Source organism: Corynebacterium sp. UMB4614 (assembly GCF_030217065.1).
In the GTDB taxonomy this organism is placed as follows: domain Bacteria; phylum Actinomycetota; class Actinomycetes; order Mycobacteriales; family Mycobacteriaceae; genus Corynebacterium.
In genome coordinates this window covers 1-13,153 of sequence record NZ_JASONC010000031.1, presented here as the reverse complement: position 1 = coordinate 13,153, position 13,153 = coordinate 1, and the positions used below count along the sequence as shown (strand labels likewise).

The 13,153-nt window shown below is 65.0% G+C and carries 9 protein-coding genes and 1 tRNA gene; 4 read left to right on the top strand and 6 right to left on the bottom strand.

Annotation, left to right across the window (positions count from 1 at the left end; translation table 11 throughout):
* Positions 1 to 97: 97 nt before the first annotated feature.
* From QP413_RS09460 to QP413_RS09435, 6 genes are all read right to left on the bottom strand, one after another.
* Positions 98 to 170: transfer RNA gene (locus tag QP413_RS09460), tRNA-Arg, on the bottom strand.
* 148 nt (positions 171 to 318) lie between these two features.
* Positions 319 to 1,926: a cation acetate symporter gene (locus QP413_RS09455; RefSeq protein WP_284781551.1), complete on the bottom strand. Its 1,608-nt coding sequence runs from the start codon at positions 1,924 to 1,926 to the stop codon at positions 319 to 321.
* Between the two features lie 49 nt (positions 1,927 to 1,975).
* Positions 1,976 to 2,353 carry a DUF485 domain-containing protein gene (locus QP413_RS09450; RefSeq protein ID WP_148792567.1) on the bottom strand — a complete coding sequence of 126 codons (378 nt, stop codon included), beginning with the start codon at positions 2,351 to 2,353 and terminating at the stop codon, positions 1,976 to 1,978.
* Positions 2,354 to 2,627: 274 nt separating this feature from the next.
* Positions 2,628 to 3,317 carry a dihydrofolate reductase gene (locus tag QP413_RS09445; RefSeq protein WP_284781550.1) on the bottom strand — a complete coding sequence of 230 codons (690 nt, stop codon included), beginning with the start codon at positions 3,315 to 3,317 and terminating at the stop codon, positions 2,628 to 2,630.
* Entirely contained in the window at positions 3,317 to 4,138 is an 822-nt protein-coding gene (locus tag QP413_RS09440) for a thymidylate synthase (protein ID WP_012360765.1), read from the bottom strand. The genes QP413_RS09445 and QP413_RS09440 overlap by 1 nt, the downstream gene beginning before the upstream one ends.
* Before the next feature lie 59 nt (positions 4,139 to 4,197).
* Entirely contained in the window at positions 4,198 to 4,986 is a 789-nt protein-coding gene (locus QP413_RS09435; protein ID WP_012360764.1) for a 3'(2'),5'-bisphosphate nucleotidase CysQ, read from the bottom strand.
* 35 nt (positions 4,987 to 5,021) lie between these two features.
* On the opposite strand from QP413_RS09435, the gene QP413_RS09430 reads away from it, so the two are divergent.
* The 4 genes from QP413_RS09430 to QP413_RS10295 all read left to right on the top strand — a co-directional run bounded on the left by QP413_RS09430 (position 5,022) and on the right by QP413_RS10295 (position 12,987).
* A complete protein-coding gene (locus QP413_RS09430; protein ID WP_284781549.1) occupies positions 5,022 to 10,115 on the top strand; it encodes a DEAD/DEAH box helicase in 5,094 nt (1,697 codons plus the stop codon).
* Positions 10,116 to 10,173: 58 nt separating this feature from the next.
* Complete coding sequence (locus QP413_RS09425; protein WP_012360762.1) at positions 10,174 to 11,046, top strand: DNA-formamidopyrimidine glycosylase family protein; 873 nt, start codon at positions 10,174 to 10,176, stop codon at positions 11,044 to 11,046.
* 424 nt (positions 11,047 to 11,470) lie between these two features.
* Positions 11,471 to 12,364: a hypothetical protein gene (locus QP413_RS10300; protein ID WP_148812742.1), complete on the top strand. Its 894-nt coding sequence runs from the start codon at positions 11,471 to 11,473 to the stop codon at positions 12,362 to 12,364.
* Entirely contained in the window at positions 12,364 to 12,987 is a 624-nt protein-coding gene (locus QP413_RS10295; RefSeq protein ID WP_336620852.1) for a hypothetical protein, read from the top strand. Before QP413_RS10300 ends, QP413_RS10295 begins: the two co-directional genes overlap by 1 nt.
* Positions 12,988 to 13,153: the final 166 nt, after the last annotated feature.

The window sequence follows — 13,153 nt, the reverse complement described above, 5'->3', positions numbered from 1 at the left end:
GGTGGATCCCACCGTGACACCGTCATCACCAACACCAACCCTTCAGATCAGTGTTGCAACGACCACTAGAACTTAAGGTGGGGTAAAAAACAAAAAGCGCCCCAGGTAGGAATCGAACCTACGACACCGGCTTTAGGAGAGCCGTGCTCTATCCACTGAGCTACTGGGGCTGTGCGACCGCACCCTGCGGGCACGACCACTCATGATACAAGGTATCCCCGCAGCTTCTGGAACTAGCCAGATGCGGCGGGGGTGTTGCTCAGCCACCGTTGACCAAGTGGCTGGGCTTATCCAAGGCGAGGAGCCTAGGGGAGTGGCTTAGTGGTCGACCGGAGCCTCCACGCCAACACCGGTGAGGGAGCGAACCTCCATCTCGGACTGCAGCTTCGGATCCTCGTCACCCTTGCCAAGGTAGGTGCCCACGATACCGGCGATGAAGCCAGCTGGGATGGAAACCAGACCCGGGTTGGTCAGCGGGAACCAAGCGAAGTCCACGTTCGGGAACATCGCGGTCTCCGCGCCGGAGACGGCCGGGGAGAAGAAGATCAGGACCAGGGCCACGCCCAGGCCGACCCACAGGGAGGCCACGGCGCCGGTGGTGTTGAACTTCTTCCAGTACAGGGAGTACAGGATCGTCGGCAGGTTAGCGGACGCAGCGATGCAGAACGCCAGGGAGACCAGGAAGGCCACGTTCTGGTCCATCGCCAGGATGCCCAGCGCGATGGAGACCAGCGAGATCACGACCACGGTGATTCGGGAGACGCGGACCTGCTCCTCCTCGGTTGCCTGGCCGTTGCGCAGCACGCCGTTGTAGAAGTCGTGAGCCACAGAAGCGGAAGCGGTAATCGCCAGACCAGCGACCACGGCCAGCACCGTCGCGAAGGCAACCGCGGAAATCAGGGCCATGAAGATCGGGCCTGCCAGCTCCATCGCTAGCAACGGTGCCGCGGCGTTCGCGCCACCCGGTGCGTTCTTGATGTCCTCCGGGGAGATCAGAGCGGCAGCTGCGAAGCCCAGGAACAGGGTCAGCAGGTAGAAGGAGCCGATCAGGACGATCGCCCAGGTCACGGACTTACGTGCTTCCTTCGCGGTCGGAACCGTGTAGAAGCGCATCAGGACGTGCGGCAGGCCAGCGGCACCAAGTGCCAGGGCTACGCCCAGGGAGATGAAGTCGAACTTCGTTGCGGTCGTGGCTCCGTACTTCTGGCCAGGCTGCAGGATCGCCGGGTCACCGTGGGAGTTCACCGCGTCAGCGAAGAGCTGGGAAAGGTTGCCCTTCCACATCACAGCGATGATCAGGAACATGAAGCCAACACCGGCGATCAGCAGAACCGCCTTGATCATCTGCACGTAGGTGGTGCCCTTCATGCCGCCGATGAGGACGTAAGCCATCATCACCAGGCCGACGACCACGACGACGACGGCCTGGGCAGTCTTGGAGTGCAGGTCCAGCAGGACGGAGACCAGGGAGCCGGCACCGGCCATCTGAGCGATCAGGTAGAACAGCGAGGTGAACAGGGTCGCGAAAGCTGCGGCCACGCGCACCGGTCGCTGCTTCAGGCGGAAGGAGAGCACGTCCGCCATGGTGAACTTACCGGTGTTACGCAGCGGCTCGGCGACCAGCAGCAGGGCGATGAGCCATGCAACGAAGAAGCCGATGGAGTACAGGAAGCCGTCGTAGCCCGTGAGCGCAATCGCGCCGACGATGCCCAGGAAGGACGCCGCCGAGAGGTAGTCACCCGCGATGGCCAGACCATTCTGGGTACCGGTGAAGGACGCGCCACCCGTGTAGAAGTCCGTCGCGGACTTCTGTGGCTTGGCGGCAGCCTTCGTCACGATGTACATCGTCACCACGATGAAGGCGACGAACACGCTGATGTTCAGGATCGGGTTTGTCTTCTGCGACGCAGCAAGAATGAGATCCATAGTGAGACCTTTCCTTTTCTAATCCGTGGGTGAGCGGGGCGCGGTGCCGCTAGCCCTGGGAAGCCTGGCTGGCTGGGGTTGCGGGGGAGCCTTCGAGGGACTCGCGAACATACTGGGCGCGGGGCTCAATTTCGCGGTCTGCGTACTTCACGTAGAGGTACGTGATCAGGAAGGTCGTAATGAACTGGCCGAAGCCGAGGAGCACGCCGAGGTTGATGTGTCCCCAGATCTTGATCCCCATGAAGTCCGGCGCAAACATCGCCAGGCTGACGTAGAGGACGAACCAGACGATGAAAAATACGGTCATGGGAAAAGTGAACCCGCGCATTTTTGAGCGAAGTTCCTGGAACTCGGGTGATTGTTGCGCGGCGACGAACTCATCGGGCGTGGGGATATGCCGTTGCGTGGGGGTGGCCGGCTGGGTCAACTCTTTCTCCCTTCCTGGGGACTGTGCAGATCTTCACGTTTTGCTACGGCCGCAGGACCGAAGCTTCTGTGATTGCCATCACAATTCTTTTGCGATTGCGAAAGAATCTACCGTCATCTAGAGCTTTTTCCAAAGTTTCCAATAGGAAACTTTCAACTTTATAGATACCCTTTATGAAAATTTCCGCCAGACCTGCAAAAACGCCGATCGCAGAGAAAAACCCGGCCATATGGCCGGGCTGATTCCTACCCCCGTTGCATCCCCCGTGTAAGACCTACGCCTTCCGGCGCCACGTTCCGAATCGGTAGCGCAACCCGTTCGGCTCCTCGTCGACCGGGTGGCCCTTCTCCGATGCGAACCACTCGGAACGCTCGACCGTAAAATCTGACTCATCCATCGCCGGGGCATAAACCTGGAAACGCTCCGGAGCAACCATGTCGATCTCCGTGATCACCACCCGGTCCGCGATCGGCATGCACTGCGCGTATACCTGGCCCCCACCCAGGATCCATACGGTCACCCGGCCGTCGTCCTGCAGCGCCTCCGACGCCGTCTCCGGGACCTCGCCGCCCGACCCTTCTCCGCGGGCAAATGCCGCGGCCGCTGCGATGCCGTCCTTAATGGAAGCGACCACGTGACCACCGGGAGCCGAATAGTCGGCCCTACGGGTGATGACGAAGTTCTCGCGGCCCGGCAGCGGGCGGTACTTGCCCAGCGCCTCCCAGCTCGTGCGGCCCATCACGACCGGATAACCCATCGTGGAGTTCTTAAAGTGCTTCAGGTCCTCCGGCAGATACCAGGGCATCTCCGCCCCATCGCCGATGATGCCGGCGGTTGTTTCAGCCCAGATCATCGCGATCTCCACCCCTTCCGGGACGTCCTCCCGGGTCAGGGTGGGGTAGTCGCCCTCGCGGTAACCACTGGGGCGCTGTTTATTCTGGACGCCAAACTCCGAAACTCCCATTACACAGCCACCTTTGCCTTAATCACCGGGTGCGGGTCGTAGCCCACGAAGTTCACGTCCTCGAAGCCATAGCTGAACATGTCCTTGGCCTTAGTCAGCTCCAGCTGCGGATAGGGGCGCGGTTCGCGCGAAAGCTGCAGCTCCACCTGCTCGCGGTGGTTGTCGTAGATGTGGCAGTCCCCACCGGTCCAGATGAACTCGCCGACCTCCAGGCCCGTCTGCTGGGCGAACATGTGGGTCAGCAGCGAATAGCTGGCGATGTTGAATGGCACGCCCAGGAACATGTCCGCGCTGCGCTGGTAGAGCTGGCAGGAGAGCTTCCCATCGGCCACGTACAGCTGGAACAGCAGGTGGCAGGGCGGAAGCGCCATGTTCTCCAGCTCCGAGACATTCCACGCGCTGACGATGTTCCGGCGGGAATCTGGGTTCTGCTTCAGCATCTCCAGTGCCTGGGAGATCTGGTCGATATGGCGGCCATCCGGGGTCGGCCAGCTGCGCCACTGCACGCCGTAGACCGGGCCCAGGTCGCCGTCCTCATCGGCCCACTCGTTCCAGATGCGGATGCCGTTATCCTGCAGCCAGCGGACGTTGGAGTCCCCGGAGAGGAACCACAACAGCTCGCCGACCACGGACTTCACGTGCACGGACTTCGTCGTAATCAGCGGGAAGGACTCTGCCAGATTAAAGCGGATCTGCTGACCGAACAGGGACGTCGTGCCGGTGCCGGTGCGGTCGTCCTTCTTGGCGCCCTCCGCGAGGATCTTGGAGAGCAGGTCCTCGTAGGGCGTGGCGATGGTGGGGGAAGTTTGAGCCTCTGACATGCCTCATAGTCTAGGCAAAAGGGCCACAGCTCAGCCAGTTGCCCGCCACCGGGTAGGTGCTAGAGGAACTTCTGGATGCTCGCCAGCAGGTCCTCGGCGATTTCCTTGCGACAGATTACCAAGTCCGGCAAGTACGGATCCGGCTCGTTATATGTCGCGGGCGATCCATCCAGGCGGCTGCAGTGCAGTCCTGCTGCTAGGGCGACGCCGATCGGGGCGGCGTTATCCCACTCGTACTGGCCTCCGGCGTGGATATACGCATCGTTTTCCCCACGCACCACGCTCATGGCCTTCGCGCCGCAGGAGCCCAGGCGGGTGATCTCCATGCCCAGATCCTCGGCCACGTCTACCGCGATCTGTGGAGTGGAATTTTGGCTGATGACGAGGCGGTTGTTCAGCTCACCGAAGTCAGCCTTCACCCGGCCCTCCCGGTAGTCGGCCGCAGTGTAGACGGTGTGCATTTCCGGCATGCCGACCGCGGACTCGGCAACCTCGCCGTCGACCGCGAGCGCGATGTGCACGGCCCAATCATTGCGGGCGCTGGCGTATTCGCGGGTGCCGTCCAGCGGGTCGATCACCCACACCCGGGACTTGTTCAGGCGGGAAGGGTCGTCCTCCGCCTCCTCGGACAGGATGGCGTCATCGGGGCGGTGCAGGCTCAGCACACGCGCGATCCAGGCCTGGGCGACCTTATCGCCTGACTTACCGAGCCCGTCGGAGTCCACCAGGAGGGGGTCGGGCGCACCAGCAGTGCGAATACTGGTGAGGATATCCCCGGTGCTGCGGGCCAAACGGGCGCAAAGAGTGGCATCGTCGAGCGCGTCGCCTGGGCCTAGTCCTTGTGTCATGGTCTACACCTTAGCGCTTCTGGTTGTATGTACTCATGCCCTCCGCCGACTTGGATCAATTTCATGCCCCAGTAGCCGCGTGGTTCCGGGACGTGTTCCACGAGCCGACGGTTGTCCAATCCCAGGCGTGGCGGGCCATTAGCGCAGGGGAGAACACCTTGGTCGTTGCTCCCACCGGTTCCGGTAAGACGCTGGCGGCGTTCCTGTGGTCGCTCTCCGAGCTGACACGCACGGGTGTGCTTTCCCATCCCTCCGCGGCTCAGACCGACCCACAGACCCCCACCCGCGTGCTCTACATCTCGCCGCTCAAGGCACTCGGAGTGGACGTTGACCGCAACCTCGCCGCCCCGCTGGCAGGTATCTCGCGCACCGCCGCGGCGATGGGGGAGGACGTCGCCCCGGTCCGGGTGGGTGTGCGCAGCGGGGACACCCCGCAGTCGGAGCGAGCAAAGTTGCTGCGTAACCCGCCAGAGATCCTCATCACCACCCCGGAGTCCCTGTACCTCATGCTGACCTCGAAGGCGGCGGGGACGCTGCGTGGGGTGGATACGGTCATCGTAGACGAGATCCACGCGGTGGCCGGAACCAAGCGTGGCGCCCACCTGGCCCTCTCCCTGGAGCGGTTGGAGCTGCTCACCGGGCGGGCGGTGCAGCGCATCGGGCTATCGGCGACGGTGAACCCGGTGGATGCGGTGGCTAGCTTCCTCGGCGGCGACCGCCCAGTTACGGTGGTTAACCCGGCGATCAGAAAGGATTGGGACGTCCAGGTCCGCAGCGTGGTGCCGGACTTCCAGGATCCGCCGGTTGCCGAAGACCTCGACGCCGCGCGCTACGAGGACCCGGCCAGCGGGGACCAGGAGGGCGTCGACGGGAGCCAGAGCGCAGCCGGTGTCGTAGAAGGTGGCGGACCTGCGGAGGGCGATGGCGCTGGTGATGAAGCCCTGATCGACGAGGCGCTCGTCGGCCCCAGCCTCATCGGCGAAGGGCTGGGTGGCGCCTCCGGCCTGGGGTCCGGGGCACGGGTGGCCAGTGGCGTCGATAAGGAATCCGCCCTCCCGCAACAAAAATCTGTCTGGCCCCACGTTCAGCACGCCATCTATCAGCAGGTCATGGCGAACCGGGCAACACTCGTCTTCGTGAACTCCCGGCGCGCGGCTGAGCGGCTCACCGGGGCGCTCAACGAGCTGTGGGCCGAGGAGCACGACCCGGAGTCCATCGCCGCTCCCACCCGTCGCGACCCCGCGCAGCTCATGGCGCAATCTACCCAGGTCACCGGCGTACCGGCCGTCATCGCTCGCGCCCACCACGGCTCGGTATCCAAGGAAGAGCGCGCAGATATTGAGGCAGCGCTGAAGTCCGGGACCCTGCGCTGCGTGGTCGCCACCAGCTCCCTGGAGCTCGGCATCGACATGGGCCTGGTGGACCACGTGGTGCAGGTGGGTGCCCCACCCTCGGTGGCTTCTGCGGTGCAGCGCTGCGGCCGCGCCGGGCACACCGTGGGCGCGACCTCGCATGCCACGATTTACCCGCTGCACAAGCAGGACGCCGAGGCCGCCACCGTCATCACCCAGCGGTTGTACGCGGGCGAGCTGGAACCGCTGCAGATCATCACGAACGCCCTGGACGTGCTCGCGCAGCAGACGATTGCCGCTGCGGTGCAGGCCCAGCTGGGTTTCACGAATCCGCCGGCGGGCGCGGAGGCCGGGGCGTTGGCGTCGGAAAATGAGGAGGTACAAGCACCACACGGGACGCTGGACGTGGAGCGCTGGTGGCGTGCGCTGCGCCGGGCGTACTCCTATGCAGCGCTGCCACGGGATGCCTTCGACGGCGTGATCGAGCTGATCAGCGGGCACTATCCCAGCACCGACTTCGCGGACCTCAAACCTCGGGTGGTGTACGACCCGGCGGCGGGAACGCTCCAAGCCCGCCCTGGTGCCCAGCGGCTGGCGGCCACGAGCGGCGGAACGATCCCGGACCGCGGCATGTTCGGAGTCTTCCTCGCCGCCGGTGAGGAGGGGGCCCGGCGCGTCGGGGAGCTCGACGAGGAGATGGTGTACGAGTCCCGGGTGGGGGACGTATTCACCCTCGGGGCCTCCAGCTGGCGGATCACGGAGATTAACCGCGACCAGGTCATCGTCGTGCCCGCGGCGGGCCACACCGGGCGGTTGCCGTTTTGGGTCGGCGACGCCGCCGGCCGGCCAGTGGAACTGGGCACGGCGATCGGTGAGCACCGCCGGCAATGGGGCAGCGGCACCGTGGGCGACCTGCACGCGGCCCCGTTCATCTGCGATAACACCCGGGAAAACCTGGACGGCTACTACCGGGACCAGAAGGAAGCCACCGGGATCCTCCCGGACGAGCGCACCCTGCTGGTGGAGCGCTTCCGGGACGAGATCGGCGACTGGCGGGTGATCGTCCACTCGCCCTATGGGCGTGGGGTTAATGCGCCGTGGGCGATGGCTCTCGGGGCGGTGCTGCAGCGGGAGACCGGGATCGACGCGATGGCCGTGGCCGGCGACGATGGGCTGGTGTTGCGTCTTCCGTATTCCGAGGAGCCGCCAGGGGCGGACCTGGTGCTGGGGCAGTTCTTCCGGGAGGCCAGACCTGGAGTCGGGGAGGGTGCTGCTGGTGGCAGCGCCGGGGATCGGAAGGATGATGCAGGCTGGGATGGAAGGCAGCCGGCGGAGCTCTCCGAGGTTGTGCTGGCCGATGTGATGGATAACGTGGGCAGCTCCGCGCTCTTCGCGGGGCGTTTTCGAGAATGTGCGGCTCGGGCCTTGCTGCTGCCCCGACGCAACCCGGGCAAGCGGCAGCCCCTGTGGCAGCAGCGGCAGCGCGCTTCCCAGCTGCTGGATGTGGCCCGGGAACACCCCGAGTTCCCGATCATGGTGGAGAGCATGCGCGAATGCCTCCACGACGTCTACCAGCTGAATGCCCTCACCGAACTGTTGAAGAAGCTTGGTGTACGCGGCGGCAGCTCTGGCGTGCGGGTTGCGGAGGTCACCACCGAGGGGCCGAGCGCTTTTGCCGAATCCTTGCTGTTCACCTACACCAGCGCGTTCATGTACGAAGGTGATTCCGCGGAGCGGGCCGCCGCGCTGGCGGTCGACCCCGCGCTGTTGGCCAAGCTGCTGGGCAAGAGCGGCGACGGTCTCCAATTGGACCCGGCGGTGGTCACGCGGGTGGTGTCGGCAGCCCAATGGCTGGCCGATGGTCGCCAGGCCGGCACCGCCGAGCAGGCCATCGACATGATCCGCGCCCTTGGCCCCCTGACCCGGGAGCAGGTCAGTCAGCGCCTGGTGCCGGAGAATCGGGATGCAGTGCTGGCGGAACTGGCGGAGCTTGTCCCGCAGCGCCTCGCCGAGGTGACCTTCGGCGGGGCCAGCCGCTGGGCGGTCGTTGAGGATATGCCGGTGCTCCGCGACGGGCTCGGCGTGCCCGTCCCACCTGGCGTGGCCGCCGATCCTGCGCAGGTGGATGACGCCATCGACCAGCTGGTGCTGCGCTTCATGCGACACCAGGGTCCGGTGACCCCTGCCCGCGTGGCTGCAGAGTTCGGGCTGGGTGCAGCCACCGCCGAATCTTTGCTGAAACGTTGGGTCGGCCAGCGCCGGCTTGAATCGGGCCACTTCACCGCAGGTGGCGGTGAGGGTACAACCGAGCAGGCTACGGAATATATCGACACCGGCATGCTGCGTCGCCTGCGCTCGGCCACGCTCGCCGCCGCCCGCGGGGCCGTGGAGCCAGTCAGCCCGCAGACCTATGCGGAGTTCCTCGTGGACTGGCATGGGGTAGGCAGCTCCGAGCGGGAGGAGCTCGGCGAAGTCATCGAACAGCTCGCCGGGGTCGCACTGCCCACCAGCGCCTGGGAAACCCTGGTGTTGCCCAGCCGGATCCCGGACTATCAGCCAGGAGATCTCGACGACCTGCTGGCCACCGGGGAGATCATCCTGCGCGGGGTGGGGACCGCGGGGACTAATGACGCCCTCGTCAGCCTGCTGCCCGCGGACATCGCTCCGCTGCTCATCGACGAGCCGGCGGAGGCCCCGCAGCTCTCGATGGTCGCCACCCAGCTGTTGGAACACATGTCCGGTGGCGGGGCTTTCCTCGCCGCCGAGCTCACCCGGGCTACGGGCGCGGCCTATCAAGAAGTCGACGACGCCCTGTGGGAGCTCTTCGACTGTGGCCTCATTGCTCCCGATGGTTTCGCCGCGCTCCGGGCGAGGTTGACGTCCGGAAAACAAAGTGGTGCCACCGCCCACCGGGCACCCCGCCGCAACCGCGGGAGGGGATCGGCGCGGCGGCTGCGGATGGGGCGCAGCAGTTTTGCGCAGATGGCCGGCAACGAGTCGATGGACCGCATCCGGCAGCGGCGCCAGGCGATGAACGCGCACCAGTCGGTGCCGGGGCGCTGGGCAGCACTCGCCCCGCTGCTAGAGATCGATGTGACCGACGCGGAGCGTGCCCTGGCCCGCAGTGAGGCGTGGATTGATCGTTATGGCGTGGTCACGCGCGGGGCTGTGATGGCGGAACATCACGCCGGTGGTTTCGCGGAGGCCTACCGGACCTTGAGCGCCTGGGAGGATTCCGGCGCGGTGCTGCGCGGATACGTCATCGAGGGCCTCGGCGGGGCGCAATTTGCCCCGCACGCGGTGATCCGGCAGCTGCGACAACTGGAAGACCACGGTGCGAACCCTCAGGCGGATGGCACGCCCGCCAGCAGGGCGGGGGACGGGCCGGTGCTGCTGGCCGCCGGTGACGTGGCCAACCCTTACGGTGCGGCCCTGGCGTGGCCTAGCCTTGACGGCGAGCCCGCCCGGCTGACCCGGGGTGCGGGAGCCTTCGTGGTGCTGGATCGTGGCCGCTTGGTCGCGCATTTCACCCGGGGTGGCAGGACGCTCACCGCCTTCGACGCACCAAGCATGGCCGACGACACCCCGCCAGGAGCCATCAGCCAGCCGACGATCGACGCCATCATCGTCGCGCTGAGCAGCACGATTCGCGCCGGGCGGCTCTCTCCGGTCACGATTGACAGGATCAATGGCGCATCCGTGATGGATTTGCCCACCCAGGGCTGGATCGCTGCGGGGGCGCGGCTCACCCCGAAGGGCCTGAGCATCCGCGGCTAACGGCGCGACCGAGCAAGCTCAGCTGAGCTAGAACCCCGAGACCGGAAGGAGGCGGGCAATGCCCGAGGGAGATTCCGTCCTGCAGTTGGCCAATAGGCTCAAGTGGATGCCCGGCCGCGAGGTGCTGCACAGCGACTTCCGGGTGCCCGCCCTGGCCACCGCCTCCATCACCGGTGAGCGGATCCAGGCGGTCTGGCCCTATGGAAAGCACTTGTTCATCCAGGCAGGGGAGCAGATCCTGCACACTCACCTGAAAATGGAGGGGGTATGGGCCATCCACGCAGCTGGCAGCCGCTGGCGCCGCCCGGGGTACACCGCCCGGGTCGTGCTTCACTTGAGCCCCCAGCATCCGAGCGGGCCGCCCATCGAGGTCGTCGGCCACGAGCTGGGCTTCGTGCGCCTGTATCCGGCCCGAGACTACCCCGCCGTGGTCCAGCACCTGGGCCCCGACATCCTGGACCCCTGCTGGGCCAGCGAAGAATTCCGGGACACCGGCCGGACGGGGCGAGACGAGGCCCTGCGACGGATCCTGCGCCGCCCCGACCGGAGCCTGGGGGCCGCATTGCTGGATCAACGCAATGTCGCCGGTATCGGCAATGAATACCGCGCCGAGGTCATGTTCCTCACCGGCCTGCACCCCGCCGTACCCGTCGGGCGGGTTGGGGAGGAGAAGGTGGCGCAGGCGCTGGACCTGGCGCGTCGGGTGATGTGGGAGAACCGGCTGGAGCCACACCGGGTGTTCACTGGTGACCGGCGCCCCGGGATGGGCACCTTCGTTTTCGGCCGCGCGGCGAAGCCCTGCCGACGCTGCGGGGAAACAATCGAACAGTCCACCCTCGGGGGGCGTTTCGCAGGCGGGGACCCGGTACTGGACGCCGGGGAGTTGGAACGCATCATCTGGTGGTGCCCGCACTGCCAGCCGGGCGTTTAAGGCCTAGCCTCCCCTCCCGTTAGCTCCCCCAGGTTGGGGTAGAGCAGGCTGTTTTCGCGGGTTAGGAAAAATTTTCAGGGAATTTTTATCTGAACGATTCAGTACTGTGTGACGCGCTGCTAGCTGGGTTCACTGCTCCGCGAGCGTGTCATGTCACGCATGTATTCGGTAGTCGTTGAACGATATCTATTGATATCGACTTATGCATGCGAGCTGTAGATCTGAAGCGTGTGGGCTCCTCGTTTGGGGGAGTGCTAGGGGTTCGTGGTCTGTTTTAAGAGGGCTCTTAGGGGTGATCTCTGGTTAACTTTGAGGTTTCACTCCATTAACCAAGTGGCCGTTCGAGGGTGGTTATCTTATCGGTGCCGCTTACACAGAGTCAGCGTCATGCAGTCAGCTTTACACCGAGGAGGAGAATTCTTTCGTGTTCACCCGCAAAACCTCGACGGCCGGTAAGTGCGCCGCCGCAGTAGCAACTCTCGGCCTCGTGGCCACCGGCTTGGCCGGCCAGGCCCAGGCAGACACCCTGAACGATCACTACCCGGAGACCCCCAAAACCAACGTTGACCTGCCGATCGTCAACACCTACCACGGTAGCGACCACATCAAGGCCAATATCCTCAACCCGCGTCCAGTGTGCAACTCTGGGGAGGACTTCCGCACCGTTGTCTACAAGGTCAAGGATAATTTCACCCCGGCCGGCACGATCTCTGCGACCAACGGAACCGCCGACACCATCCCACTGACCCAGGACCTGTCCAAGTCCCAGTCCATCCAGCTTTCCGTTAAGGGCGACCGGACCTCCACCACCACCGCTAACCTCGGCGGCGGAGCCAGCGGGGACAAGGGCAACGTCTCCACCGGTATCACCTACTCCCTGGCCAAGACCCTGGGCTTCGAGGCCTCCTACTCCCTGAGCTGGGAAGTCGGCCAGAGCATCGGCCCATACGACGTTCCAGCTGGAAAGACCGGCGAGGCGACCTACGGCTTCCGCACCATCACCATGACCGGCACCCAGCAGTACTGCAAGCCGAACGGCACCTGGTCCACCCCGCGCAGCTGGACTGCACTCACCCCGATCAAGAACCAGGTCAATGTGAAGCTCTATGAAAACCCGGCCGGCGCTGCCGAGGGCGCGAAGGTCGAGGAAGGTACCGAGCCTCAGGGCGAGCCGGTGGAGGTCCAGGAGGATGCGAAGCCGACCGAGGGCGAGGCTCCAGAGGCCGTGACCAAGGAGGCAGAGCCAGAAAAGGCCGCCCAGGCTGAAGAAATCGCCGCTAAGTCCGAAACCACCACGCTCGAGGAAGAGGAAGCCTAATGCAGAAAACCAAGAACTCCCTCCGCCTGGCCACCGCAGGCCTGGCTACCGTCGCCGCGCTCAGCGGAATCGGCGGTGCGGTTGGTGCTGCCACCGCGCAGGAAGAAATCGACAAGGACTTCTCCCACGCCGCTGCGTCCAACCAGGCCGACTATGACCTCGAGCCGTACTTCCAGACCTCCGGCGCCAAGGCGAAGGGCTTCGCCGGAACCGTCGTCCTGAAGGTGAAGAACGTCGGCAGCCAGCGCTACTACCAGGACTATCCGCTGACGACCTTCCGCATCAACGTGAAGACCGACAAGGGTCCGGAGGGCGTTGACCGCCTCATCACCCCGCGTGGCATGAACGGTGCGCACATCTTCGATGAGGGCTTCGACCCGGAGACCTCCACCCGAAGCTTCACCGTCACACTCTCCAACCCGATTAACGCCGGCGATACCGCGACCGTCGCGGCCCTGGACTTCGGTGACGGCAACACCAAGGAAGGTCGCCTCTACAACTACCTTGAGGTCACCCAGACCGGCCGCCACAAGGAGGACACCGCCACCGCTAACGACGAGCAGGTGGACTCCCGTGAGCACACGGTCACCGATACCGGCAAGAAGAACGAGGGCCTCTTCTAGCCCCCATCCCGACTGGGGGAGTGGCATTCGCCACCCCTAGAGTTCCGGATCGTTGTCCCTTTAGGGACGTCAAAATCCCCGCCGATGCTTTGAACTAGCCCCCGAAAGTTGGACTGGTTTAATTCTAGGCGGTGAGGGGTTCAAGGGTCTGATTCCGATATTGCAT